The sequence below is a fragment of the Pseudomonas sp. DR 5-09 genome, from assembly GCF_001655595.1.
Taxonomy (GTDB): Bacteria; Pseudomonadota; Gammaproteobacteria; order Pseudomonadales; family Pseudomonadaceae; genus Aquipseudomonas; species Aquipseudomonas pharyngis.
The window spans coordinates 638,383-662,101 of the sequence record NZ_CP011566.1; the positions used below are offsets into that span (position 1 = coordinate 638,383).

General features: G+C 61.0%; 23 protein-coding genes and 1 pseudogene. 12 read left to right on the forward strand and 12 right to left on the reverse strand.

Annotated elements, in window-relative coordinates; all coding sequences use genetic code 11:
* Nucleotides 1-60: 60 nt before the first annotated feature.
* Both PDR5_RS02760 and PDR5_RS02765 read right to left on the reverse strand, forming a co-directional pair.
* The gene (locus tag PDR5_RS02760) at nucleotides 61-243 is read right to left on the reverse strand and encodes a hypothetical protein (protein WP_064593122.1); all 183 of its coding nucleotides are present in this window, start codon (nucleotides 241-243) and stop codon (nucleotides 61-63) included.
* A gap of 68 nt (nucleotides 244-311) precedes the next feature.
* The gene (locus PDR5_RS02765; protein ID WP_064593125.1) at nucleotides 312-899 is read right to left on the reverse strand and encodes a TIGR00730 family Rossman fold protein; all 588 of its coding nucleotides are present in this window, start codon (nucleotides 897-899) and stop codon (nucleotides 312-314) included.
* A gap of 340 nt (nucleotides 900-1,239) precedes the next feature.
* Between PDR5_RS02765 and azu the strand changes: the two genes are divergently transcribed.
* On the forward strand, nucleotides 1,240-1,686 hold the full coding sequence (azu, locus tag PDR5_RS02770) for an azurin (protein WP_064593127.1): 447 nt from the start codon (nucleotides 1,240-1,242) through the stop codon (nucleotides 1,684-1,686).
* A 54-nt stretch (nucleotides 1,687-1,740) separates the two neighbouring features.
* Here azu and nadE read toward each other — a convergent pair whose 3' ends face one another.
* The 3 genes from nadE to PDR5_RS02785 all read right to left on the reverse strand — a co-directional run bounded on the left by nadE (nucleotide 1,741) and on the right by PDR5_RS02785 (nucleotide 4,814).
* Nucleotides 1,741-2,568, reverse strand: a complete 828-nt coding sequence (gene nadE / locus PDR5_RS02775; RefSeq protein WP_039766691.1) for an ammonia-dependent NAD(+) synthetase — start codon at nucleotides 2,566-2,568, stop codon at nucleotides 1,741-1,743.
* Nucleotides 2,569-2,572: 4 nt separating this feature from the next.
* Complete coding sequence (gene pncB, locus PDR5_RS02780) at nucleotides 2,573-3,796, reverse strand: nicotinate phosphoribosyltransferase (RefSeq protein ID WP_011332202.1); 1,224 nt, start codon at nucleotides 3,794-3,796, stop codon at nucleotides 2,573-2,575.
* A gap of 118 nt (nucleotides 3,797-3,914) precedes the next feature.
* Nucleotides 3,915-4,814: a LysR family transcriptional regulator gene (locus PDR5_RS02785; protein ID WP_064593129.1), complete on the reverse strand. Its 900-nt coding sequence runs from the start codon at nucleotides 4,812-4,814 to the stop codon at nucleotides 3,915-3,917.
* 161 nt (nucleotides 4,815-4,975) lie between these two features.
* Here PDR5_RS02785 and amaB point away from each other — a divergent pair, with 161 nt between their 5' ends.
* The 10 genes and pseudogenes from amaB to PDR5_RS02830 all read left to right on the forward strand — a co-directional run bounded on the left by amaB (nucleotide 4,976) and on the right by PDR5_RS02830 (nucleotide 15,999).
* Nucleotides 4,976-6,466: an L-piperidine-6-carboxylate dehydrogenase gene (gene amaB / locus PDR5_RS02790; RefSeq protein ID WP_064379117.1), complete on the forward strand. Its 1,491-nt coding sequence runs from the start codon at nucleotides 4,976-4,978 to the stop codon at nucleotides 6,464-6,466.
* A 167-nt stretch (nucleotides 6,467-6,633) separates the two neighbouring features.
* A complete protein-coding gene (gene amaA / locus PDR5_RS02795) occupies nucleotides 6,634-7,917 on the forward strand; it encodes an L-pipecolate oxidase (RefSeq protein ID WP_064593131.1) in 1,284 nt (427 codons plus the stop codon).
* Between the two features lie 364 nt (nucleotides 7,918-8,281).
* A complete protein-coding gene (locus PDR5_RS02800) occupies nucleotides 8,282-9,415 on the forward strand; it encodes an ABC transporter substrate-binding protein (protein WP_039766703.1) in 1,134 nt (377 codons plus the stop codon).
* A gap of 242 nt (nucleotides 9,416-9,657) precedes the next feature.
* A complete protein-coding gene (locus tag PDR5_RS02805; protein WP_039766704.1) occupies nucleotides 9,658-10,572 on the forward strand; it encodes an ABC transporter permease subunit in 915 nt (304 codons plus the stop codon).
* Between the two features lie 3 nt (nucleotides 10,573-10,575).
* Nucleotides 10,576-11,877, forward strand: a complete 1,302-nt coding sequence (livM, locus tag PDR5_RS02810; RefSeq protein ID WP_064593135.1) for a high-affinity branched-chain amino acid ABC transporter permease LivM — start codon at nucleotides 10,576-10,578, stop codon at nucleotides 11,875-11,877.
* Nucleotides 11,874-12,746: an ATP-binding cassette domain-containing protein gene (locus PDR5_RS02815; RefSeq protein ID WP_064593137.1), complete on the forward strand. Its 873-nt coding sequence runs from the start codon at nucleotides 11,874-11,876 to the stop codon at nucleotides 12,744-12,746. The genes livM and PDR5_RS02815 overlap by 4 nt, the downstream gene beginning before the upstream one ends.
* Nucleotides 12,743-13,459, forward strand: a pseudogene (locus PDR5_RS02820) (ABC transporter ATP-binding protein). Before PDR5_RS02815 ends, PDR5_RS02820 begins: the two are co-directional and overlap by 4 nt.
* Nucleotides 13,460-13,653: 194 nt before the next feature.
* Complete coding sequence (locus PDR5_RS29950; protein ID WP_177343720.1) at nucleotides 13,654-14,088, forward strand: hypothetical protein; 435 nt, start codon at nucleotides 13,654-13,656, stop codon at nucleotides 14,086-14,088.
* Between the two features lie 110 nt (nucleotides 14,089-14,198).
* Nucleotides 14,199-14,963 carry an SDR family oxidoreductase gene (locus PDR5_RS02825; protein ID WP_011332209.1) on the forward strand — a complete coding sequence of 255 codons (765 nt, stop codon included), beginning with the start codon at nucleotides 14,199-14,201 and terminating at the stop codon, nucleotides 14,961-14,963.
* 130 nt (nucleotides 14,964-15,093) lie between these two features.
* Nucleotides 15,094-15,999 (forward strand): cation diffusion facilitator family transporter, encoded by a 906-nt coding sequence (locus tag PDR5_RS02830; RefSeq protein ID WP_064593138.1) that lies wholly within the window; start codon nucleotides 15,094-15,096, stop codon nucleotides 15,997-15,999.
* Nucleotides 16,000-16,037: 38 nt separating this feature from the next.
* Here PDR5_RS02830 and PDR5_RS02835 read toward each other — a convergent pair whose 3' ends face one another.
* The 7 genes from PDR5_RS02835 to PDR5_RS02865 all read right to left on the reverse strand — a co-directional run bounded on the left by PDR5_RS02835 (nucleotide 16,038) and on the right by PDR5_RS02865 (nucleotide 21,252).
* Nucleotides 16,038-17,165, reverse strand: coding sequence for an AGE family epimerase/isomerase (locus PDR5_RS02835; protein ID WP_064593140.1), 1,128 nt, complete (start codon nucleotides 17,163-17,165; stop codon nucleotides 16,038-16,040).
* Between the two features lie 213 nt (nucleotides 17,166-17,378).
* A complete protein-coding gene (locus PDR5_RS02840; protein ID WP_064593142.1) occupies nucleotides 17,379-17,951 on the reverse strand; it encodes a HupE/UreJ family protein in 573 nt (190 codons plus the stop codon).
* 27 nt (nucleotides 17,952-17,978) lie between these two features.
* The gene (gene ureG / locus PDR5_RS02845; protein WP_007950645.1) at nucleotides 17,979-18,593 is read right to left on the reverse strand and encodes an urease accessory protein UreG; all 615 of its coding nucleotides are present in this window, start codon (nucleotides 18,591-18,593) and stop codon (nucleotides 17,979-17,981) included.
* 22 nt (nucleotides 18,594-18,615) lie between these two features.
* The gene (locus PDR5_RS02850; protein WP_064593144.1) at nucleotides 18,616-19,290 is read right to left on the reverse strand and encodes an urease accessory protein UreF; all 675 of its coding nucleotides are present in this window, start codon (nucleotides 19,288-19,290) and stop codon (nucleotides 18,616-18,618) included.
* Nucleotides 19,287-19,787 (reverse strand): urease accessory protein UreE, encoded by a 501-nt coding sequence (gene ureE / locus PDR5_RS02855; protein WP_011332214.1) that lies wholly within the window; start codon nucleotides 19,785-19,787, stop codon nucleotides 19,287-19,289. Before ureE ends, PDR5_RS02850 begins: the two co-directional genes overlap by 4 nt.
* 196 nt (nucleotides 19,788-19,983) lie before the next feature.
* Nucleotides 19,984-20,616, reverse strand: coding sequence for a TetR family transcriptional regulator (locus PDR5_RS02860; protein WP_039766718.1), 633 nt, complete (start codon nucleotides 20,614-20,616; stop codon nucleotides 19,984-19,986).
* 171 nt (nucleotides 20,617-20,787) lie between these two features.
* Entirely contained in the window at nucleotides 20,788-21,252 is a 465-nt protein-coding gene (locus tag PDR5_RS02865; protein ID WP_064379127.1) for a hypothetical protein, read from the reverse strand.
* Between the two features lie 380 nt (nucleotides 21,253-21,632).
* Here PDR5_RS02865 and PDR5_RS02870 point away from each other — a divergent pair, with 380 nt between their 5' ends.
* Entirely contained in the window at nucleotides 21,633-23,708 is a 2,076-nt protein-coding gene (locus PDR5_RS02870) for an AsmA family protein (RefSeq protein WP_064593146.1), read from the forward strand.
* The last annotated feature ends 11 nt before the right edge of the window (nucleotides 23,709-23,719 follow it).

The window sequence follows — 23,719 nt, forward strand, 5'->3', positions numbered from 1 at the left end:
GACGCTTTCGCGAGCATGCCCGCTCCCACAGGGATTGTGTTCAAGGTTTCAGCAATTTGCTCAGGCGTCGGGCGCCGGGTCTTTCGGTGTCTCAACATCATCATCTTCAGTCGCCACTTCACCGTCAGGGTTCAGTGCCGCCTCTTCAGCCATCTGTTTCTTGCGCTGAAGCTTTTCCTCTTTCTTCTGTTCCTTGGCCAAGTCACGTTGACGTTTGGCGAAGGAGTAATTGGGTTTGGCCATGGGCGATCCTCTGGGGTCGAAGGTGAGGTTGAGCGGCGCGTATTCTGCCCTGTATCGGTGCCCGGCGGTTAATCGGGTTTCTGGTCGACCCACTTGGGCGTGACGGTGGGCTTCCAGTGGTCGAGAGCCTCGAGCAGCGTTTGCGGCGATTCACTCACTTGCAGCATGTCACGGTGCGGCGCACGAACGAAGCCTTCGCCGACGATGTGATCGAGAAATGCAGTGAGTTTGCTGTAGAAACCGTTCACTTCCAGCAGGCCCAGCGGCTTGCCGTGGTAGCCGAGCTGGCCCCAGGTCCAGACTTCGAACAACTCTTCCAGGGTGCCGAGGCCACCGGGCAGGGCGATGAACGCATCGCTGAGTTCGGCCATTCGCGCCTTGCGGGCGTGCATGCCGTCGACCACTTCCAGGCGCGTCAGGCTCTTGTGACCGATTTCCTTGTCCATCAGGCTCTGCGGGATGATGCCGATCACTTCGCCACCGGCCGCCAGCGCGGCGTCAGCGACAATCCCCATCAGGCCGACAGCGCCACCGCCGTAGACCAGCGTCAGCTTACGCTCGGCGATAGCTGTGCCGAGGGCGATGGCGGCTTCGGTGTACGCCGGAGTGGTGCCGGCGTTGGCACCGCAAAATACACAAACGGATGTGAGAGACATGCCTTCCTCCTGGGTCAATCGGTCACAGGGTAATGGCTGGCACGTCTTGATCCAAGGGCTAGACTTCGCGTTTCGGGGTTTCACAGGTACCGCTGGCGCCACAGGCGTAAGCAGCGAGCAGACTGCACAACAGGCTGTTGAAGGACATGACGGATGCTCCAGATGAGTGTCGAGCCCTGAAGATACGGCCCGGCCAAACGTCTGGCTGTTAGATTGTTTCGATGAGTGTCATAGCCTGAAAGTTGTATACAATTTTTGACTCAAGTCATAGGAACTTGCGAAGATTTCAGGCAGTCTTCCAACCATTCGTGTTTTGTTAACCCTGCCTTGGAGATTCACCATGTTTTCCAAAGTTGTTGCGGTATCCCTGCTGGCGCTGGCCAGCAGCCAATTGATGGCTGCCGAGTGCAAAACCACCGTTGACTCCACCGACCAGATGTCCTTCAACACCAAGGCCATCGAAATCGACAAGAGCTGCAAGACCTTCACCGTCGAGCTGACCCACTCCGGCAGCCTGCCGAAGAACGTCATGGGCCATAACCTGGTGATCAGCAAAGAAGCCGACATGCAGCCGATCGCCACCGACGGCCTGGCCGCCGGCATCGACAAGAACTACCTGAAGGACGGTGACGAGCGCGTCATCGCTCACACCAAGATCATCGGCGCCAAGGAAACCGACTCGGTGACCTTCGACGTGTCCAAGCTCAAGGCTGACGAGAAATACGGCTTCTTCTGCTCGTTTCCAGGCCACATCTCGATGATGAAAGGCACCGTGACCCTGAAGTAAGCAACACACGGTCAAAAAAAGCGTCCCGAAGGACGCTTTTTTTATGCCCTGGATTCAAGGCGCAAACGGCATCACGCGTTTGTGATGAGTCTTTTTGTAGGTGTTGACGATGATGTCGAACGCTTCCTGACGCACCGGCTCGCCGTGCAGGAAAGCGTCGATTTCGGCGTAGGTCACGCCGTGGGAGGCTTCATCCGGCTTGCCCGGCGACAGGTCTTCCAGATCCGCCGTCGGCACTTTTTCCACCAGCGATTCCGGTGCGCCAAAGCTGCGGGCGATGGCCCGGACCTGGTTTTTCACCAGACCGCTGAGTGGGGCCAGGTCGCAGGCGCCGTCACCGAACTTGGTGAAGAAACCCATCACCGCTTCCGCCGCGTGGTCGGTGCCGATCACCAGGCCGTGGGCCGCGCCGGCGATGGTGTACTGGGCGACCATGCGCATCCGCGCCTTGGTGTTGCCGAGCACGAAATCCACCGACACCGCGTGCTTGCCTTCGAAGGCTGCGACTTCGCTGGCCAGGGACTTTACTGCCGGGCCGATGTTGACGGTGTGGCGCTCGTCCGGGGCGATGAAGTCTACCGAGGCCTGGGCGTCGTGTTCATCGAACTGCACGTCGTACGGCAGGCGCACGGCGATGAACTTGTAGGCCTCGTCGCCGGTGCGCTCGCGCAGTTCACGCATGGCGCGCTGGGCCAGCAGGCCTGCGGTCAGCGAATCCACCCCGCCGCTGATGCCCAGCACCAGGGTCTTGAGTCCGGAATTGGTCAGGCAATCCTGGATGAAGGTGATGCGGCGGGCGACTTCCGCTTCGAGGGCCTGGTGATCGGCGAACGGCGGCTGAACGTTGAGCTGTTCAGCAATCTCACGCTGTACGGCTTGCATGAATTCACTCCTTGCTGGAAAGGCTGGAAACGGCAGGAACCTGGAAAACGTGTCGCAAGTAGGCGACGAAATTCGGATCTTTGCAGTGGGTCTTGCCCGGCTCGTCGGAGATCTTCGCCACCGGTTGGCCGTTGCAGGCGGTCATTTTAAGCACGATGCTCATCGGTTCGACACCCGGAATGTCACAGGTCAGGTTGGTGCCGATACCGAAGCTGACATTGATCCGACCACGCAGGGCCCGGAAGATCTCCAGCGACTTGGGCAGGGTCAGGCTGTCGGAGAACACCAACGTCTTGCTCATCGGGTCGATGCCGAGCTTGTGATAGTGGGCGATGCATTTTTCGCCCCACAGCACCGGGTCCCCGGAGTCGTGGCGCAGACCGTCGAACAGCTTGGCGAAGAACAGATCGAAATCGCCGAGGAACGCGTCGGTGGTGATGCAGTCCGTGAGGGCGATCCCCAACAAGCCGCGGTACTCGCGGACCCAGCAATCGAGGGCGGCGATCTGGCTGTCGATCAGTCGCGGGCCGAGTTGCTGGTGGGCCATGATCCATTCGTGGGCCATGGTGCCCAGCGGTTTCATGTCCAGTTCGCGGGACAGGTGGACGTTGCTGGTGCCGACAAAACGCCCGGGGAAATCGTGCTTGAGCACGTTCACCACTTCTTCCTGCACGCGGTAGGAAAACCGCCGGCGTGTGCCGAAATCGGCGACCTGCAACTGCGACAATTCTTCGGCCGAGGCGTTGGCTGTCAGCCAGTCGAACTTGCGGTAGAGCTGTTCGCGGGCCTGTTCCAGCACCGTTTCGCGGTAGCGATAGCGGTTGCGCACTTCGCTGACGATCGCCAGCAGCGGCACTTCAAACAGAATCACATGCAGCCACGGCCCGCGCAGGCGGATGAACAGCTCGCCGTTCTCGATGCCGGTGTGCAGGTAGCGCAGGTTGAAACGGAACAGACCGAGGAACCGCAGGAAATCCGGCTTGAGGAACGAGATGCGCTCGAGAAAGCTCAACTGATCGGCGCTCAGGCTCAACTCGGCCAGACGCTCGACCTGGAAGCGGATCTCCGCCAGATAAGGGCGCAGATCCTCACTGTTACGGCAACGGAACTCCCATTCGACTTCGACGTTGGGGTAGTTGTGCAGCACCGCCTGCATCATCGTCAGTTTGTAGAAGTCGGTGTCGAGCAGGTTCTGCACGATGCGATCGGCAAACACACTCTCGCTCATAAAGGGGTCTCCAGGCGGACCGCGCGTTGGCGCGGTATCAATCAATGGCGCTAGTGGCGCATATCCGGGGTGGGGATTGCCAGCGATTTTTTGACCGCCACAGGGACTGAATACAACTTCAAACCGGACTGTCGATCTGCTCCAGCATCCACTTCACGAAATCCCGCACCTTGGGCACTTCTGCCGCGTGTTCCGGGTAGGCCAGGTAATAGGCGTCGGTGCTGGGCATCGCATGCTGCCAGGGAATGACCAGTTTGCCGTCGGCCAATTCCTCTTCCACCAGAAACCTCGGCAGCAGGGCGACGCCGCAGCCGACCTGCGCGGCGCGGATGCACATATAAAAGGTTTCGAAGCGCGGGCCGTGGTAGCTGTGTTCGGTCTGGTAGCCCTGGCTGTCGAACCAGTCGTGCCACGCTTGCGGGCGGGAAGCATTCTGCAGCAGGACCAGATCGGTGAGTTGCGTTGGGTCAGTCAACGGAGTGTCCGGCAGGCTGCTCGGCGCGCAGACCGGCACCAGTTCTTCGCCGAACAGCTTCAGGCACTCGGTGCCGGGGCGCGAACCCTGGCCGAAATAGAACGCCAGGTCGCTGCGCCCTTGCAGCAGATCATCCGCTTCTTGCTCGTTGCACAGGTCCAGATGAATCGACGGATGACGCAGACGCCAGCCCTTGAGGCGCGGCACCAGCCAGCGGGCGCCGAAGGTTGAGGGCGTGGAGACCCGCAGGACTTCGGTCTCGCCGCCGTAGGAACGCAGGTAATGGGTCGACATCTCGACCTGGGTCAGGATTTTTCTGACTTCCACCAGGTACAGATCGCCGGCCGGGGTCATCTGCAAACGGCGGCGTACGCGACGGAACAACAAGTGCTGCAGCAATTCCTCGAGCTGCGCCACCTGCTTGCTGACAGCGCTCTGGGTCAGGTTCAGTTCCTCGGCGGCCCGGGTGAAACTCAGGTGCCGGGTCACAGCCTCGAAGCACTGCAACGCGGTGATCGACGGCAAGTGGCGTTTGTTCAGCATGGGCGTTCCTTTTCTTGTCTTTCTGCGCAGCATGAATAAACGGAATGATATCTCGCGTAAAGGTCGTTTGTTGCACAGCCTTCCTGACGCTACAACTAAAGGTCTGCCCGGTCGTGAAAACGCGCCCGCACACATTCAGTTTTTTGCTTGAGGAGTGACCCATGGTTGCCGCATTGCTTGATCGTCTAGGTGTGAACCCGGCCCTGTACCAGAACGGCAAAGTGCCGGTGCATTCGCCCATCGACGGCAGCCGCATCGGCGCCGTGAACTGGGAAGGCCCGGCCGAAGTCGAGCAGCACATCAGTCGCGCAGATCATGCGTTCGAACATTGGCGCAAGGTGCCGGCCCCGCGTCGTGGCGAGCTGGTGCGTCAGTTCGGCGAAGTGCTGCGTGAATACAAGACCGAACTCGGTGAACTGGTTTCCTGGGAAGCGGGCAAGATCACCCAGGAAGGCCTCGGTGAAGTGCAGGAGATGATCGACATCTGCGATTTCGCCGTCGGTCTGTCCCGCCAGTTGTACGGTTTGACCATCGCCTCCGAGCGTCCGGGCCACCACATGCGTGAAACCTGGCACCCGCTGGGCGTGGTCGGCGTGATCAGTGCGTTCAACTTCCCGGTCGCGGTGTGGGCGTGGAATACCACGCTGGCGCTGGTCTGCGGCAACCCGGTGGTGTGGAAACCATCGGAGAAAACCCCGCTGACCGCGCTGGCCTGTCAGGCGCTGTTCGAGCGCGTACTGAAGAACTTCAGCGATGCCCCGGCGCACCTGAGCCAGGTGATCATCGGCGGTCGCGATGCCGGCGAAGCGCTGGTCGATGACCCGCGTGTCGCGCTGATTAGCGCCACCGGCAGCACCCGCATGGGCCGCGAAGTGGCGCCGAAAGTCGCCGCCCGCTTCGCCCGCAGCATTCTCGAACTGGGCGGCAACAACGCGATGATCCTCGGCCCGAGCGCCGATCTGGACATGGCCGTGCGCGCCATTCTGTTCAGCGCTGTCGGCACCGCCGGCCAGCGTTGCACCACGTTGCGGCGCCTGATCGCCCATGAGTCGGTGAAAGAAGAAATCGTCACCCGCCTCAAAGCCGCGTACTCCAAGGTTCGTATCGGTCACCCGCTGGAAGGCAATCTGATCGGCCCGCTGATCGACAAGCACAGCTTCGAAAACATGCAGGACGCGCTGGAGCAGGCGCTGAGCGAGGGCGGTCGGGTGTTCGGCGGCAAGCGCCAACTGGAAGACCAATTCCCTAACGCCTACTACGTGTCGCCGGCCATCGTTGAAATGCCGGAGCAGAGCGACGTGGTTTGCAGCGAGACCTTCGCACCGATCCTGTACGTGGTCGGCTACAGCGATTTCGAAGAGGCGCTGCGTCTGAACAACGCCGTGCCGCAAGGGTTGTCGTCGTGCATCTTCACCACCGATGTGCGCGAGGCCGAGAAATTCATGTCGGCGGTCGGCAGCGACTGCGGCATCGCCAACGTCAACATCGGCCCGAGCGGCGCGGAAATCGGCGGCGCGTTTGGTGGCGAGAAAGAGACGGGCGGTGGTCGTGAGTCGGGCTCGGATGCATGGCGCGCGTATATGCGTCGGCAGACCAATACCGTGAACTACTCGCTGGAGTTGCCGCTGGCGCAGGGCATTACGTTCGATTGAGGATTGAGCGGTAAGTCCCTTGTGGGAGCGAGCCTGCTCGCGATAGCGGTGTGTCAGTCGACACCAATGTTGGCTGAAACGCCGCTTTCGTCGGAGCGCCGCCCGGAGCAGGCTCGCTTCCACATTGTTGAACTGTGTGTTTGTTAGGTTTCTGTTGGAGTCTGGCAATGCCGTTACGCGAAGAATGTCTGTGGGAAAAACTCACGCCGCAACGCCCGGATAACACGGCGCTCAGGGGCGAGGTCAAAGTTGATGTCTGCGTGATCGGCGCCGGGTTTACCGGGCTGTCGGCGGCGCTGCATCTGCTGGAGAAAGGCAAAAGTGTCTGCGTGCTCGAAGCCCATCGCGCCGGGCATGGTGGCTCCGGGCGCAACGTCGGGCTGGTCAACGCCGGGATGTGGATTCCGCCGGACGAGATAGAGGCCGGCTTCGGCGAGGCGGTCGGCAGTCAGCTCAACCGCATGCTCGGTGCGGCGCCGGCGCTGGTGTTCAGCCTTGTGGATAAATACAACATCGATTGCCAGTTGCGCCGCGAAGGCACCCTGCACATGGCGCACAACGCCAAGGGTGAGGCGGACCTGCGCAGTCGCGAAGAACAATGGAAACGCCGCGGCGCACCGGTCGAACTGCTGACCGGCAAGGCCTGTGAACAGGCGACGGGCACACAGAAGATCGCCGCCGCGTTGCTCGACCGGCGCGCCGGTACGCTCAATCCGATGGCGTATGTCACCGGGCTGGCCAACGCTGTAATGAGCCTTGGCGGGCAGATGTTCGATCACTCGCCGGTCGCGCGTCTTGAACGCCAAGGGCAGCAATGGTCGGTGCAGACCGAGCAGGGTTCGGTGCTCGCCGAACAGGTGGTTATCGCTTCCAACGCCTACACCGAAGGCGACTGGACCGAACTCAAGCGCAATTTCTTCCCCGGTTACTACTATCAGGTCGCTTCGGTGCCGTTGACTGAAGACGCTGCCCAGGAAATCCTCCCGGGCGGCCAGGGCTCATGGGATACCCGCCAGGTGCTGAGCAGCATCCGCCGCGACAAGGACGGGCGTTTGTTGCTGGGCAGCCTCGGCAACGGCAATCAGAAACCGACATGGTTCCTCAAGGCCTGGGCCGACCGGGTGCAGCAGCATTACTTCCCCAATCTGAAACCCGTGGAGTGGGAATGCACCTGGACCGGGCGCATCGCGTTCACCCCTGATCATTTGATGCGCCTGTTCGAACCGGCGCCGGGACTGGTGGCCGTCACCGGTTACAACGGCCGGGGCGTGACTACCGGCACTGTGGTCGGCAAGGCCTTCGCCGATTACCTGTGTAACGGAAATCCTCAGGCATTGCCGATTCCGTTCGCACCGATGCAGCCGCTGGCGGGAGTTGGCTTGCGCAGTTGTCTGTACGAGGCCGGGTTCTCGCTGTATCACGCGGGCCAGTGCCTGCGGATCGTCATCTGAGTGTTGAAATATGTTGCCGGAAGCGGCGCTTTTCGATGTAGCGACTAGCCTGTAATGGTGCGGGTTGTAGCAGTCCCGCACCAGCAGTGTGCAGTTCGGTGACGCGGGCTGTTACAGGCTGGTTGCACGTCGTTTGGCGCCGCGGTTGCAATGATGGCGCGTGCGGGTTGCGCCTGAAAAAATAAATGGTTTCACCTTCCGCGGTTTAGACGGTTGCACGCCCAATGAAAATGGGAACGAAACAGTCGAAATAACAAGAAAGCAGCGACTTTTTGAAGAATAAAAAACCGATGGCACGGCCCTTGCTCTGAGCATTCAAGTGAAGTCGCAGTGCCAACTAAAAAAAACCTTGGAGCACCACCTCATGTCCCAGACGTTTTACAAGAAAGGCTTTCTGGCCCTCGCAGTGGCTACTGCGCTGGGTGTTTCTGCGTTTGCACAAGCTGATGTGAAAATCGGTGTGGCGGGTCCGATGACGGGCGCCAACGCGGCATTTGGCGAGCAATACATGAAAGGGGCACAAGCGGCGGCCGACGCGGTCAACGCGGCGGGCGGCGTCAACGGGGAGAAGATCGTCCTGGTCAAGGGCGATGACGCTTGCGAGCCGAAACAGGCGGTGACGGTCGCCAAGGACCTCACCAACCAGAAAGTCGCCGGTGTGGTCGGCCACTTCTGCTCGTCCTCCACCATTCCTGCATCCGAAATCTACGACGAAGCCGGGATCATCGCCATCACGCCGGGTTCCACCAACCCGCAAGTGACCGAGCGCGGCCTGAGCGCCATGTTCCGTATGTGCGGCCGTGACGACCAGCAAGGCATCGTCGCCGGCGATTACATCGTCGACGTGCTCAAGGGCAAGAAAGTCGTCGTGCTGCACGACAAGGACACCTACGGTCAGGGCCTGGCCGATGCCACCAAGGCTCAGCTGGAAAAACGCGGCGTGAAGCCAGTGCTGTACGAAGGTCTGACCCGTGGTGAAAAAGACTTCAGCACCATCGTCACCAAGATCCGTGGCGCCGGTGCCGATGTCGTCTACTTCGGTGGCCTGCACCCGGAAGCCGGCCCGCTGGTTCGCCAACTGCGTGAACAAGGCCTGAAAGACGTCAAGTTCATGTCCGACGACGGCATCGTGACCGACGAACTGGTGACCACCGCCGGTGGCCCGCAGTTCGTCGACGGCGTGCTGATGACCTTCGGTGCCGACCCACGCCTGCTGCCAGACAGCAAGACCGTGGTAGATGCATTCCGCAAGGCTGGCACCGAGCCTGAAGGCTACACCCTGTACGCCTATGCATCGGTTCAGACCCTGGCCGCCGCCTTCAACGGCGCCAAGTCGAACAAGGGCGAGGAGGCCGCTGCCTGGCTGAAGAAGAACCCGGTCAAGACCGTCATGGGCGAGAAGACCTGGGATTCCAAAGGCGACCTTAAGGTCTCCGATTACGTGGTCTACCAGTGGGACAAGGACGGCAAATATCACCAGCTGGAAAAACAGAAGTAAGGGCTGACGCGATCGGCTGACCTCCACTGTTCCATGTGGGAGCGAGCCTGCTCGCGAAGACGGACTGACAGGCAACATCGCTGTTGAATGATCAACCGCTTTCGCGAGCAGGCTCGCTCCCACAGGATCCTGTGGTGGTCGGGCTGAATGCGCTCTGACATTGCTCCGACGTAAATCTGTATTTTTCCTAGAAGAACCGCGCGCCTCAGGGTGTGCAGGTTCTCACTGCGTGAGATTGCGTTATGGATGGTATTTTCCTGCAGCAACTGGTCAACGGCCTGACCCTCGGGTCGGTCTATGGCCTGATCGCCATCGGCTACACAATGGTCTACGGCATCATCGGCATGATCAACTTCGCCCACGGCGAGGTTTACATGATTTCTGCTTACCTGGCGGCAATCAGTCTGGCTCTGCTGGCTTACTTCGGTATTGAATCCTTCCCGCTGCTGATGCTCGGCACCCTGGTATTCACCATCGTGATCACGGCGGTGTATGGCTGGGTCATCGAGCGAGTCGCTTACAAACCCCTGCGCAATTCCACCCGACTGGCACCGTTGATCAGCGCCATCGGCATCTCCCTGATCCTGCAGAACTACGCACAGATCGCCCAAGGCGCCAAACAACAGGGCGTTCCCACCCTGCTGACCGGAGCATGGCGTGTCGAAGTCGGTACCGGCTTCGTGCAGCTGACCTACACCAAAGTCTTCATCCTGGTGGCCGCATTCGTCGGCATGGGCCTGCTGACCTACGTCATCAAGTACACCAAACTCGGGCGCATGTGCCGTGCGACCCAGCAGGACCGCAAGATGGCTTCGATCCTCGGCATCAACACCGACCGAGTGATTTCCTACGTGTTCATCATCGGTGCGGCCATGGCGGCGTTGGCCGGCGTGCTGATCACCATGAACTACGGCACCTTCGACTTCTATGCCGGCTTCATCATCGGCATCAAGGCATTTACCGCGGCAGTACTGGGCGGGATCGGTTCGCTGCCTGGCGCCATGCTCGGCGGGATCATCCTCGGGATCTCCGAGTCGCTGTTCTCGGGCCTGGTCAACTCCGACTACAAAGACGTGTTCAGCTTCTCGCTGCTCGTACTTGTTCTGGTCTTCCGGCCTCAGGGCCTGCTGGGCCGTCCTCTTGTGTCGAAGGTGTAAGCGATGTCTTCAACCACTGCAAAATCCATTGATGTCAAAAAAAGCCTGGTTGAGGCGATTCTCGCCGGTCTGATCGCCCTGATCGTGTTCGGGCCGATCGTCGGCGTCGTACTCGACGGCTACAGCTTCAACCTCGAACCGACCCGCGTGGCGTGGATCATTGCCATCGTCATGGCCGGCCGGTTTGCCCTCAGTCTGTTCCTGCAAACCCCGAAGGGCCTGCGCATTCTCGACGGATTCGAGAGCACCGGTTCCGGCGTGCATGTGCTGGCCCCGGACTACAAATCGCGCCTGCGCTGGATCATCCCGCTGATGATCGCCATCGCCGTGGCGTTGCCGTTCTTCTCCAACTCCTACCTGCTGGGCGTGGTCATCCTTGGTTTGATCTACGTGCTGCTGGGGCTGGGACTGAACATCGTGGTAGGCCTGGCCGGCCTGCTCGACCTGGGTTACGTGGCGTTCTACGCCATCGGCGCCTATGGTCTGGCACTCGGGTATCAGTACCTCGGCCTGGGCTTCTGGACCGTGCTGCCACTGGCGGCGATCACCGCCGGACTTGCCGGTTGCATCCTCGGTTTCCCGGTACTGCGCCTGCATGGCGACTACCTGGCGATCGTGACCCTGGGCTTCGGTGAAATCATCCGTCTGGTGCTCAACAACTGGCTGTCCCTGACCGGCGGCCCGAACGGCATGCCGGCGCCACTGCCGACCTTCTTCGGTCTGGAATTCGGCAAGCGGGCGAAGGATGGCGGGGTGCCGTTCCACGAGTTCTTCGGCATCGCCTACAACCCGGACGTGAAGTACTACTTCATCTATGCGGTCCTGTTCCTGGTGGTGCTGGCCGTGCTGTACATCAAGCATCGTCTGGTGAAGATGCCGGTCGGCCGCGCCTGGGAAGCCCTGCGTGAAGACGAGATCGCCTGCCGCTCGATGGGCCTCAACCACGTGCTGGTCAAGCTCTCGGCGTTCACTATCGGTGCGTCCACGGCAGGTCTGGCGGGTGTGTTCTTCGCCACCTATCAAGGTTTCGTCAACCCGACCTCGTTCACCTTCTTCGAATCGGCATTGATCCTCGCCATCGTGGTGCTCGGTGGTATGGGCTCGACCATCGGTGTGGTGATTGCAGCGTTCGTGCTGACGGTTGCTCCGGAACTGCTGCGCGGCTTCGCCGAATACCGCGTGCTGCTGTTCGGGATCCTGATGGTGTTGATGATGATCTGGCGACCTCGCGGGCTGATCCGCATCAGCCGTACCGGGGTCACTCCACGCAAAGGTGCCATTCACTATGAGAGGACTGCGCCATGAGTGAAGTCGTACTCTCTGTTGAAAAACTGATGATGCACTTCGGTGGCATCAAGGCCTTGAGCGACGTCAGCCTGAAGGTCAAACGCAACTCGATCTTCGCCCTGATCGGCCCCAACGGCGCCGGCAAGACCACGGTGTTCAACTGCCTGACCGGTTTCTATAAAGCCTCCGGCGGCAAGATCGAACTCAACGTGCGCGGCCGGCAGACCAACGTCATTCAGCTGCTGGGCGAATCGTTCAAGCCGACTGACTTCGTCTCGCCGAAAAACTTTGCCAGCCGTCTGTATTACAAGATGTTCGGCGGCACCCACCTGGTGAACCGCGCGGGCCTGGCCCGGACGTTCCAGAACATTCGACTGTTCAAGGAAATGTCGGTGCTGGAAAACCTGCTGGTGGCCCAGCACATGTGGGTGAACCGCAACATGCTGGCCGGCATCCTCAACACCAAGGGCTACCGCAAGGCCGAAAGCGACGCGCTGGACTGCGCGTTCTACTGGCTGGAAGTGGTGGATCTGGTGGACTGCGCCAACCGTCTGGCCGGTGAGCTTTCCTACGGCCAGCAACGGCGTCTGGAAATCGCCCGGGCCATGTGCACGCGGCCGCAGATCATCTGCCTCGACGAACCGGCCGCCGGCCTCAACCCTCAGGAAACCGAAGCGCTGAGCGCGATGATCCGGCTGCTGCGCGACGAGCACGATCTGACCGTGGTGCTGATCGAACACGACATGGGCATGGTAATGAGCATTTCCGATCACATCGTGGTGCTGGACCACGGCATCGTCATCGCCGAGGGCGGACCGGATGCCATTCGTAACGATCCGAAAGTGATCGCCGCTTATCTGGGCGCCGACGAAGAGGAAGTCGTATGACGCAACCCATCCTCGAACTCAAGGATCTGGACGTGTTCTACGGCCCGATCCAGGCCCTCAAGGGCGTTTCGCTGCAGATCAACGAAGGGGAAACCGTCAGCCTGATCGGCTCCAACGGTGCCGGCAAATCCACGCTGCTGATGTCGATCTTCGGCCAGCCACGGGCGGCGGGCGGGCAGATCCTCTATCAAGGCGTGGACATTACCCACAAGTCATCGCACTACATCGCTTCCAATGGCATCGCGCAGTCGCCGGAAGGGCGGCGGGTGTTCCCCGACATGACCGTCGAGGAAAACCTGCTGATGGGCACCATTCCGATCGGCGACAAGTACGCCAAGGAAGACATGCAGCGCATGTTCGAGCTGTTCCCGCGGCTCGAGGAGCGCCGTAATCAGCGGCCATGACCATGTCCGGCGGCGAGCAGCAGATGCTCGCGATCGCGCGGGCGTTGATGAGCCGGCCCAAGCTGTTGCTGCTGGACGAGCCGAGCCTCGGTCTGGCGCCGATCGTGGTCAAACAGATCTTCGCCACCCTGCGGGAACTGGCGAAAACCGGCATGACCATTTTCCTCGTCGAGCAGAACGCCAACCATGCGTTGAAGCTGTCCGACCGGGCATACGTGATGGTCAACGGCGAGAATCCGCCTGACGGGAACCGGCCAGGAACTGCTGGTGAACGAGGAGGTGCGTAACGCTTACCTCGGCGGTCACTGATCGGTTGAAGTTGTCCACAAGCCTCGATGCGAAAGTGTCGGGGCTTTTTTGCGCCTGCCTGTTCACCGAAGACAGACACATTCGGGAAATTGTGGAAAACAAAATTGCCAACCTGCCAAAGCGCGACATATAGACGCTGCAAATGGCTGTTTTTCCACAGTTTTGACTTGTCCCCGTTTGCTGTGGAGCTGGCTGTGAATAACGTGGGTGTAGCTGGCTGGAAGCCTTTGAATACGTGGCTTTCAGCGCTGTGGTTGTTTTTTGAGCAGTGTGCTTTTGATGGTGGGCAGACCTGTTTGTCAACCTTTTTATGGGGGGACAAAGCAGCGCGGATGGCTGTGGTCAATCCTGTGGATAAGTCTGTGATTAAACTCTGGAAAGACTCGGCTGAGGGCCGTAATTGCTGGCCTCGCGCAATCATGGCCATGAACGGTCGGTCGTGCAAAATGCCCTGCCCGGCACAACTGGTTGTTCAGGGTCAAGCAAAAAACTTTCCAGATCACCCGCAAAGCCTTGTGTGGCGCGGCTTTGCGCTTTTCCACTTGCCCCCGGAAACTGTGGAAGGGCTTGTGGATAACGTGCGTGCACATGGCTACAGGCCACGGCGCATATGGCGTAGCGGCCGTTGATCAATTAATGAGCAGGATTCGATGGTTGCCGGTTAAAGCGGGGCCGGGCATGCTGCCCGCTGATTTTCTATTCCAATGGCTGCCCGGGCGGCCGAAGCAAGGAGAACACGATGTCCAACACCCTGTTTATCACCGGCGCGACCTCCGGTTTTGGTGAAGCCTGTGCCCGTCGTTTTGCCGAGGCCGGCTGGAAACTGGTGCTGACCGGTCGTCGTGAAGAACGCCTCAATGCGCTGTGCGCCGAGCTGTCGAAGCAGACCGAAGTGCATGGCCTGGTGCTGGACGTGCGTGATCGCAAGGCGATGGAAGAGGCGATTGCCAATCTGCCGCCATCGTTCGCCAAGCTGCGCGGCCTGATCAACAACGCCGGGCTGGCGCTGGGCGTGGACCCTGCACCGAAGTGCGACCTCGACGATTGGGACACCATGGTCGACACCAACGTCAAAGGCCTGATGTACAGCACTCGCCTGTTGCTGCCTCGCCTGATCGCCCACGGTCGTGGCGCCGGCATCATCAACCTCGGTTCCATCGCCGGTAACTACCCGTACCCGGGCAGCCACGTTTACGGCGCGACCAAGGCCTTCGTCAAACAGTTCTCGCTGAACCTGCGCTGCGACCTGCAGGGCACCGGCGTGCGCGTCAGCAACATCGAGCCGGGCCTGTGCGAGAGCGAGTTCTCGCTGGTGCGTTTCGCCGGCGATCAGGCGCGTTACGACGCCACCTACGCCGGTGCCGAGCCGATCCAGCCGCAGGACATCGCCGAGACCATCTTCTGGGTGCTGAATGCGCCGGCGCACATCAACATCAACAGCCTTGAGCTGATGCCGGTGAGCCAGACCTGGGCGGGTTTTGCCATCGAGCGTAACAAGGCTTGATAGGGTTTTGCCCCCTTCGCCAGTCTGCTGGCGAAGAGGGCAAATCGGCCAAATTCTGGCAGTAAGGTAGACTCACTCCTCAACAACCCCACCGCACCCAGCGGTTTTCAAGGTTTTTCGAGGAGTCAAAGTGAGTAACCGAGGTGAGCAGTCGCTGCTCAAGCAATCCACCCTTCTAATGTTGGCCGTGTCGGTCGCCGGAATCGTCACCGGTTTTGTTTCGGGTTCCCAGTCCATCCTGTTCGATGGCTTTTTTTCGCTGATCGCCACCTTCATCAAAGTCCTGATGCTGATCACCGCGAAGCTCATCGCCAAGCAAAGCAACCAGCGTTTCCAGTTCGGTTTCTGGCATCTGGAGCCGATGGTGCTGCTGATCGAGGGCAGTTTCCTGCTGCTGATCGCCATTTACGCGTTTCTCAACGGTGTGTTCGGCATCATCAATGGCGGACGTGAAATCGAACTGGGCCTGGTGATCATCTACGCGGCGGTGTTCACCGTTGTCGAGTTCGCCTACTTCTTCTATGTGCGCCACCGTAATCGCACGCTCAAGTCGAGCCTGATCCAGTTCGACAACATCAGTTGGCTGGTGGACGCGATGCTGTCGGTGGGCCTGCTCATCAGTTTCCTCGCGGCGCTGTTGCTCCAGTCCCAGGGTTACGGCGAGTGGGCGAAATTTGTCGACCCGCTGATCCTGATCGTGCTGGCCCTGACCATGCTGCCGCCGGCCTTCAAGATCCTCGGCCCGGCGTTGCGGGACGTGCTCGGCATTGCGCCGGACACGCTGGACGATCAGGTGCGCCAGGTGATGGATGCGGCCAAGGTCGAGCATGGTTTCGACGACTACGTGTCCTACGTGCAGAAGCACGGGCGGGCGCGGTTCATCGAGATTCATGTGGTGTTGCCAGCGGACTACCGGCTGCAGAGCGTCGGTCAGCTGGATGTGCTGCGTGAGGAGATTTCCGCGAAGCTGGGCAAACCGGATGCGGCGCGCTGGCTGACCATCAGTTTCACTGGCGACCGGAAGTGGATTGCCTGATGTTTGCGGCGAGGGAGCCTGCTCCCTCGCCACAGCTGTCAGCTCAGATAGCCGGCGATGCCGCGATAGCAGGTCGCCAAATGATACGGCGTGGTCGACGGCATGTCCTTGCGGCTGACCTCGCCCTGATCGTCACGGCACTCGTGCCAGCCGCCGGCATGCAGAAAGCGCTGTTGCAACGCCTGCAACTGGCGCCGCACGGCGGCTTCGCTGTCCGGACGCAGCGTCAGCGCGCGCAGGTATTCGGCCTGGGCCCAGATGCGTTGGGTCGAATCCTTCCCGTGTCCTTGCGGATCAAGCATGGCCAGCACCGCACCGGTGTCGGCCTCGACGCCCTGTTGTTCGGTGAAGGCAAACGCACGATCCAGTGCCGCGTGCAGCTTCGAGCCGCGTAGCAGCGGTGAGGATTCGAGCAGGAAATACCATTCGAACTGATGCCCCGGTTCAAACCAGTTATCCACAGCCCCCAGCGGCTTTTCCATCAACACGCCCTGTTGCGGTTCGATGAAGCGCTTGTGCATGGCTGTGCATAACTCGCTCAGCGCCTGCTGGGTCTGCGGATCTTCGCGCACCGCCAAGGTGGCCAGGAAGGCTTCGGCCAGGTGCATCAGCGGATTTTGCAGCGGGCCGGTTTCCAGCGTGATCCAGTCGCGATCAAGGCAGGCTTCGTAGAGGCCGTCGCCCGTTGCGAAGCGCCGGCCGATCACTTCCAGCGCAGCGTTGAGCGTCGATTCCACCAAGGGCTCGCGGGATTTTTCCCAGTAATGCGCGCAAGCGAACAGGATAAAGGCGTGGGTGTAGAGATCCTTGCGCTGATCCAGCGGTTTGCCCTGCGGATCGATGCTGTAGAACCAGCCGCCGTGCTCGGCATCGTGGAAGTGCCGTTGCAGGGAACGGAACAGTGCAGCCGCGCGGATTTCGGCGTTATCCACAACCCCGATCAGGCTGGAAAACAGGTACAGCTGCCGTGCGCAGGCCATGGCCCGATAGCGCTGCGGTGGCAGCGGCTGATGCGCGGCGTCCAGCGCCTCGTAAGGCAACGCCATGTCGGCGTTCCAGCCCGGTCCTTGCCAGAGGGGCACGATCACGTTCAGAAAGTGCTGTTGCACTTCGCCGAACAGGGCGGTCAGTTCAGGCAGGGAGGTGGAGCGGGAAGCGTGGGGCATGGGCGGACGTCGTCACGGCAGGGGCGATTGCGCGACATGGTAGCAGAGAGACCGGCCTTAGAGACGCGGTGTCTGTCAGGCCGCTTTCGTCGGAGCGCCGCCCGGACCAAGCCCGCTCCCACGATGGTCACGCCGAACACAATACTTGTGAACAACACAGAACAACTGTGGGAGCGGGCTTGCTCGCGAAGAGGCCTGATCAGGCGATAGAGTTCAACCGGCCAGCAACCACGCGCCTGTCACTGCCGAAGCCGCTCCGGCCAGTCGAACCAGCGGCGCGGCCGCCTGAGGCAGAAAACGCACGACGGCATAACCTGCCGCATGCAATGCAGCCGTTGCGACCACGAAACCGGCGGCATACGCCCAAGGGCTCGACATGTCCGGCAACTCGAGGCCGTGAGCCACGCCATGGAACAGCGCAAACAGCGCCGTCGCCGCCACCGCCATCATCAGTGGCGGACGCACCGCCAGCGCCACCGCCAGACCCAGCGCCAGCACCGAGGCGGCAATCCCGCTTTCCAGCACCGGCAATTCCAGCCCTTCAAAGCCGAGCAGGCCACCGATCAGCATGGTGCCGACAAAGGTGCATGGCAGCGCCCAGCGTGCGGCGCCTTGCTGCTGCGCGGCCCACAGGCCGACGGCCAGCATTGCCAGCAAATGGTCGAGGCCGCCGATCGGGTGGCTGATGCCGGCCACCAGACCAGAGTCGCCGTGGCCAGGGTGGGCGAAGGCCAGGGCCGGGGTCAGCAGCAGCGCGACGGCGCCGAGAATACGTTTGAGTGTCATGGATAAGCTTCCTTGTTGAGCAGTGAATCAGGCTGCAGTCAGCAGGCCCTGGCGTTCGATGAAGGCGATGATGTCTTCCAGGCCCTGACCGGTTTTCTGGTTGCTGAACACGAACGGCTTGCCGTTGCGCATGCGTTGGGTGTCGCTGTTCATCATCTCCAGCGAGGCGCCGACCAGCGGCGCAAGGTCGATCTTGTTGATCACCAGCAGGTCGGATTTGCAAATGCCGGGCCCGCCCTTGCGCGGCAGCTTGTCGCCGGCGGAAACGTCGATCACGTAGATGGTCAGGTCGGACAGTTCCGGGCTGAAGGTTGCGGAAAGGTTGTCGCCGCCGGACTCCACCAGAATCAGGTCCAGCCCCGGAAAACGTCGGTTCAGTTGATCCACCGCTTCGAGGTTGATCGAGGCGTCTTCGCGGATCGCCGTGTGCGGGCAGCCGCCGGTTTCCACGCCGATGATGCGTTCCGGCGCCAGGGCTTCGTTGCGCACCAGAAAGTCGGCGTCTTCGCGGGTATAGATGTCGTTCGTGACTACAGCCAGGTTGTAGCGCTCGCGCAGGGCCAGGCACAGGGCCAGGGTCAACGCGGTCTTGCCGGAACCGACCGGGCCGCCGATGCCGACGCGCAGGGGTTGTGTGTTCATGTGCTTCTCCAGATAAAAGGCCCTAGGAACGGAACAGGCGGCTGTACTGGCGCTCATGGGCCATGCACGCCAGGGACAGACCGAACGCGGCGCTGCCGAGGTGTTCGGGGTTGATTCGGGTGGCGTCCTGCTGCGCCTGTTGCAGTAGCGGCAGAAGTTCGCTGGTCAGGCGCTGGGCGGCTTGCTGGCCTAGCGGCAAGGTTTTCATCAGCACCGCGAGCTGGTTTTCCAGCCAGCTCCACAGCCACGCGGCGAGGGCGTCCTGCGGGCTGATCTGCCAAGCGCGAGCCGCCAAGGCCCAGCACAGGGCCAGGTGCGGCTCGGCGCAATGTTCGAGAAAGTCCCGCGCGGGCTGATCGAGCTCGGGCAAGCCGATGAGCAATTGCTGCAACGAATAGCCCATCTGCCGGCTCTCCAGATGCAGCTCGCGGGTTTCGCGGCTGGCGCGATGGCTTTCGCAGAGCTTGCGCAATTCATCCCAGTGTTCGTCCGCGGCGGCCTGGCAATGGGCGAGCAACATGGGCGCCTCGAACCGCGCGAGGTTGAGCAGCAATTGATCGCTGATCCAGCGGCGGGCGCTGTCCGGGCTGTCGACGCGGCCGTTATCCACAGCCATTTCCAGGCCCTGGGAATAGCTGTAGCCGCCAATCGGCAATTGCGGACTGGCCAGGCGCAGCAGCGCCCAGGCCGGGTTCACAGACGGACGCCGAACTGATGGAGTTTCGGCGCGTAGTTGAAGTCTTCGTCGCCGTGCCGCGAATGGTGATGGCCGCCGCCATAGGCGCCGTGCTCGGGCTGAAAGGGTGCTTCGATCGATTCGACCTGCGCGCCCAGTTGTTCAAGCATCGCCTTGAGCACGTAATCGTCGAGCAGCCGCAACCAGCCGTCACCGACTTGCAGAGCAACGTGGCGATTGCCCAGGTGATAGGCGGCGCGGGTCAGTTCGAAAGCATTGGCGCAGGTGACGTGCAGCAATTGTTCGGGGCGGGCGCAGACCCGGACGATCCGGCCATCTTCGGCTTGCAGGCACTCACCGTCATACAGCGGCGGCTGACCGCGCTCCAGAAACAGTCCGACGTCCTCGCCTTCGGCACTGAAACAGCGCAGGCGGCTTTTGCTCCTGGCTTCGAAGGTCAGGTGCAACTCGGCGGCCCAGACGGGTTGGGGGTCGATTCTGCGGTGAATCACCAGCATCGGAAAGCTTCCAGCAGTGGACAATGCTCAGGCTAGAGCAAGGGGCTTGCCAATCGGACGAGATGTAGGAAAACCCTGTCGGAGCGTAGTGGATGTTTCAAGATGTTGCAGGATTGTGAGGTGTTTTGGTGCATGAAGTTTTTTACATGCACCAAATAGGAGCTTGCGTGGGGGGGGTGGGGGATCTGGAGGAGAACTATTCGGTACTGCCGAGCCCTTGCCAGTGCTTCAGCCCGATAAAGATAAAGCGCAACTGCTGGGTGATCTTCGCCTGGGGCGTCAGATGCTCCGGCAGAGCTTCGGCGGGCGGGTCGATAATGTCCGGCAGGGTGGCGAACACCGATTTGACGATCAGGTCGGCCATCACGCTCAGGCCATCGCGATTCAGATGCTGAAGCTTGGGCATCAGGGCCAGGTCCGCCGCCAGGTCGGAGCTGATGTCTTCACGCAAGCGGCCGATGGCCTGACGCACCGGCAACGATCCGCCGTACTGCTCGCGGGCCAGAAACAGGAATTGCGAACGGTTGGCGCTGACCACGTCGAGGAAGATCCGCACCGACGCATCGATGATGCCGCCCATGACGAATTCGTTGTGGCGGACCAGGCGGATGGTTTCGCGGAAGGTCTGGCCGACTTCACTGACCAGCACCAGGCCGAGTTCGTCCATGTCGGCGAAATGGCGGTAGAAACCGGTTGGCACGATGCCGGCGGTTTTCGTCACTTCACGCAGGCTCAGGCTGCCGAATCCTCGGCCGCTTTCCATCAGGTGGCGGGCAGCGTCCATCAGGGCGTTGCGGGTCTGTTGTTTCTGTTCGGCGCGGGGCAGCATCGCAAGGGTGTGTTCTTAGGCAAGACAAGCGCCGCACTCTAGCAAATCGGCTTTGTCGGCGTCGAACGGCAGGGGAGATGGAGGCGGGAAATCGCGACTTCTTTATACAGGCTGCTGAAAAGTCAAAAGCCCAATCCGGGGATTGGGCTTTTTTTCCAGGCCGCCATGGGCTTAGCTCAAAGCGCTGTTGCGTTCGATCACACGGTCACCACCGCCTTCGGCCAGAGTTTGACCTTGTGGGGTGCGATCACCACCGTCCGATGCCAGGGTCTGGCCTTGTGGGGTACGGTCGCCGCCGTCAGAAGCCAGGGTTTGACCTTGTGGAGTGCGATCCGAACCGTCTTGAACCAGACCTTTCTCTTCCAGACGATCACGGCCGCCTTCAGCTACGGTTTGACCTTGTGGGGTTTTGTCATAGCCATCTTGAACCAGGCCTTTTTCTTCCAGACGGTTACGACCGTTTTCAGCCAGGGTCTGGCCTTGTGGAGTGCGGTCCGAGCCATCAGCAGCAACGGTCTGGCTGAACACCGAGTGGCTGGTTTTGACTTGCGGCGTTGCTTGATCAGCAGCTGGCAGAGCGAAAGCGGTGCTGGCCAGCATCGAGAGGGTAAGACTGAACAGAAGTTGGCGTTTCATGATGGGTTGCTCCTTGGGAGGGCGATAAAGTGGGTACGAAGCTAATGCTACTCTCGATAAGTCGATATAAAAGTTCATAAACACAATGGTAATAATCAACAGAATTGATTGTTCCATTGGGAGGCTCTAGCTCGGGCGTTTCAGACGGGCGGTTTTGCACTGCGGTGGGTATTTTCCACCCACTTGCGCTCCGCAAATGTGCGGGGCCGGTAACGCCAAATCGACCGATCGGTCAGAATGGCGACCGTTTTTCCCCTCGACGGGGCTTTGGATTAAACCTGCGGGCTGTTTGTCAGTCACAGATTTCATGAGGGCCATCATGGCCTGCCGTTTCAGCTGCGTCGTGCCAATGGATGCAGTCGTCTTCAGGAGCTTTGTGCATGACGCGCACCCGTAAAATCTTCGCCTGGACCTTCGCCACCCTTGTGCTGCTTCTGGCGGTGCTGGTGTTGGTCATCGTGTTTTTCGACTGGAACCGGATCAAGCCGCCGCTCAATGCCAAAGTCTCGGAAGAATTGCACCGACCGTTCGCCATCAACGGCAACCTGTCGGTGGTCTGGCGGCGTGAACTCGACGAGGGCGGCTGGCGCGCCTGGGTGCCGTGGCCGCATGTGGTGGCCGAAGACCTGACGCTGGGCAATCCGGACTGGTCGAAACAGCCGCAGATGGTCACCCTCAAACGGGTCGAGCTGCGCATCTCGCCACTGGCCTTGCTGGCGCAACGGGTGACGATCCCGCGGATCGACCTGACTGAGCCGAACGCACAATTGCAGCGCCTGGCCGACGGTCGCGCCAACTGGACCTTCAAGTTCGATCCCAAGGACCCGAACGCCGAGCCCTCGAACTGGGTGGTCGACATCGGCGCCATCGGTTTCGACAAGGGCCACGTCACCCTGGATGACCAGACCCTCAGGACCAACCTCGACTTGCTGATCGATCCGCTGGGCAAGCCGATTCCGTTCAGCGATATCGTCGGTGACAAAGCCGCGAAAACCGCACAGGACAAGGGCGGTGCACCGCAGGATTACGCCTTCGGCCTGAAAGTCACCGGCCAGTACCACGGCCAGAAACTTGCCGGTCAGGGCAAGATCGGCGGCCTGCTGGCGCTACAGGACGCGAGCAAACCGTTCCCGTTGCAGGCCCAGGCGAAGATCGGTGATACCAGCGTCGAACTCGCCGGCACCCTGACCGATCCGCTGAATCTCGGCGCCCTCGATCTGCGCCTGAAACTGGCCGGCGCCAGCCTCGGCAATCTGTATCCGCTGACCGGCGTGACCCTGCCGGACACCCCGCCTTATGCCACCGACGGCCATTTGATCGCCAAGCTGCATGAGCCGGGCGGCGCGCAGTTCCGCTACGAACAGTTCAACGGCAAGATCGGCAGCAGCGACATCCATGGCGATCTGGCCTACGTCGCCAGCCAGCCACGGCCCAAGCTGAGTGGCGCGCTGCTGTCCAATCAACTGTTGTTTGCCGACCTCGCGCCGCTGATCGGTGCCGACTCCAATGCCAAGCAGAAGGCCCGTGGCGGCGAGAGCAAGCAGCCGGCGGACAAGGTGTTGCCGGTGGAAGAGTTCAAGACCGAGCGCTGGCGCGACATGGACGCCGACGTCGAATTCACCGGCAAACGCATCGTCCACAGTGAAGAACTGCCTTTCACCGATCTCTATACCCACCTGAAACTCAACGACGGCGAACTGAGCCTGGAGCCACTGCGCTTCGGTGTGGCCGGCGGCAATCTCGACGCGCAGATTCGCCTCAACGGTCGTACCGAGCCACTGGAAGGCCGGGCCAAATTGACCGCGCGCAAGTTCAAGCTCAAACAGCTGTTCCCGACCTTCGAACCGATGAAGACCAGTTTCGGCGAGCTTAACGGTGATGCCGACATCGCCGGTCGCGGCAACTCGGTGGCGAAGCTGTTGGGCGGTGCCAACGGCAACCTGAAGATGCTGATCAACGACGGCGCGATCAGTCGCGAGTTGATGGAGCTGGCAGGCCTGAACGTCGGCAACTACGTGGTCGGCAAGATCTTTGGCGACAAGGAAGTGAAGATCAACTGCGCGGCGGCGGACTTCGACATCAAGACCGGCCTGGCCAGTACGCGGCTGTTTGTGTTCGATACCGAGAACGCGATCATCTACATCGACGGCACGGCGAACATGGCCACCGAGCAACTGGATCTGACGGTGACGCCGGAATCCAAGGGCTGGCGCCTGATTTCCCTGCGCTCGCCGTTGTATGTACGCGGCAAGTTCATCAAGCCGGATGCCGGGGTGAAAGCGGTGCCGTTGATGTTGCGCGGGGCAGGGATGGTGGCGTTGGGGGTGATCGCCGCGCCGGCGGCGGGGCTGCTGGCGCTGGTGGCGCCGAGCGGCGGCGAGCCGAATCAGTGCGCGCCGTTGCTGGAGCAGATGAAGGCGGGCAAGGCACCCGTCACAGTGAAACCTACAAAATGATCGGTGATTGA

Excerpts from the sequence above, each read along its gene's own strand:
- PDR5_RS02760 (WP_064593122.1), bottom strand. The coding sequence starts at position 243 with ATGGCCAAACCCAATTACTCCTTCGCCAAACGTCAACGTGACTTGGCC.
- PDR5_RS02765 (WP_064593125.1), bottom strand. The coding sequence starts at position 899 with ATGTCTCTCACATCCGTTTGTGTATTTTGCGGTGCCAACGCCGGCACC.
- azu (WP_064593127.1), top strand. The coding sequence starts at position 1,240 with ATGTTTTCCAAAGTTGTTGCGGTATCCCTGCTGGCGCTGGCCAGCAGC.
- nadE (WP_039766691.1), bottom strand. The coding sequence starts at position 2,568 with ATGCAAGCCGTACAGCGTGAGATTGCTGAACAGCTCAACGTTCAGCCG.
- pncB (WP_011332202.1), bottom strand. The coding sequence starts at position 3,796 with ATGAGCGAGAGTGTGTTTGCCGATCGCATCGTGCAGAACCTGCTCGAC.
- PDR5_RS02785 (WP_064593129.1), bottom strand. The coding sequence starts at position 4,814 with ATGCTGAACAAACGCCACTTGCCGTCGATCACCGCGTTGCAGTGCTTC.
- amaB (WP_064379117.1), top strand. The coding sequence starts at position 4,976 with ATGGTTGCCGCATTGCTTGATCGTCTAGGTGTGAACCCGGCCCTGTAC.
- amaA (WP_064593131.1), top strand. The coding sequence starts at position 6,634 with ATGCCGTTACGCGAAGAATGTCTGTGGGAAAAACTCACGCCGCAACGC.
- PDR5_RS02800 (WP_039766703.1), top strand. The coding sequence starts at position 8,282 with ATGTCCCAGACGTTTTACAAGAAAGGCTTTCTGGCCCTCGCAGTGGCT.
- PDR5_RS02805 (WP_039766704.1), top strand. The coding sequence starts at position 9,658 with ATGGATGGTATTTTCCTGCAGCAACTGGTCAACGGCCTGACCCTCGGG.
- livM (WP_064593135.1), top strand. The coding sequence starts at position 10,576 with ATGTCTTCAACCACTGCAAAATCCATTGATGTCAAAAAAAGCCTGGTT.
- PDR5_RS02815 (WP_064593137.1), top strand. The coding sequence starts at position 11,874 with ATGAGTGAAGTCGTACTCTCTGTTGAAAAACTGATGATGCACTTCGGT.
- PDR5_RS02825 (WP_011332209.1), top strand. The coding sequence starts at position 14,199 with ATGTCCAACACCCTGTTTATCACCGGCGCGACCTCCGGTTTTGGTGAA.
- PDR5_RS02835 (WP_064593140.1), bottom strand. The coding sequence starts at position 17,165 with ATGCCCCACGCTTCCCGCTCCACCTCCCTGCCTGAACTGACCGCCCTG.
- PDR5_RS02840 (WP_064593142.1), bottom strand. The coding sequence starts at position 17,951 with ATGACACTCAAACGTATTCTCGGCGCCGTCGCGCTGCTGCTGACCCCG.
- ureG (WP_007950645.1), bottom strand. The coding sequence starts at position 18,593 with ATGAACACACAACCCCTGCGCGTCGGCATCGGCGGCCCGGTCGGTTCC.
- ureE (WP_011332214.1), bottom strand. The coding sequence starts at position 19,787 with ATGCTGGTGATTCACCGCAGAATCGACCCCCAACCCGTCTGGGCCGCC.
- PDR5_RS02860 (WP_039766718.1), bottom strand. The coding sequence starts at position 20,616 with ATGCTGCCCCGCGCCGAACAGAAACAACAGACCCGCAACGCCCTGATG.
- PDR5_RS02865 (WP_064379127.1), bottom strand. The coding sequence starts at position 21,252 with ATGAAACGCCAACTTCTGTTCAGTCTTACCCTCTCGATGCTGGCCAGC.
- PDR5_RS02870 (WP_064593146.1), top strand. The coding sequence starts at position 21,633 with ATGACGCGCACCCGTAAAATCTTCGCCTGGACCTTCGCCACCCTTGTG.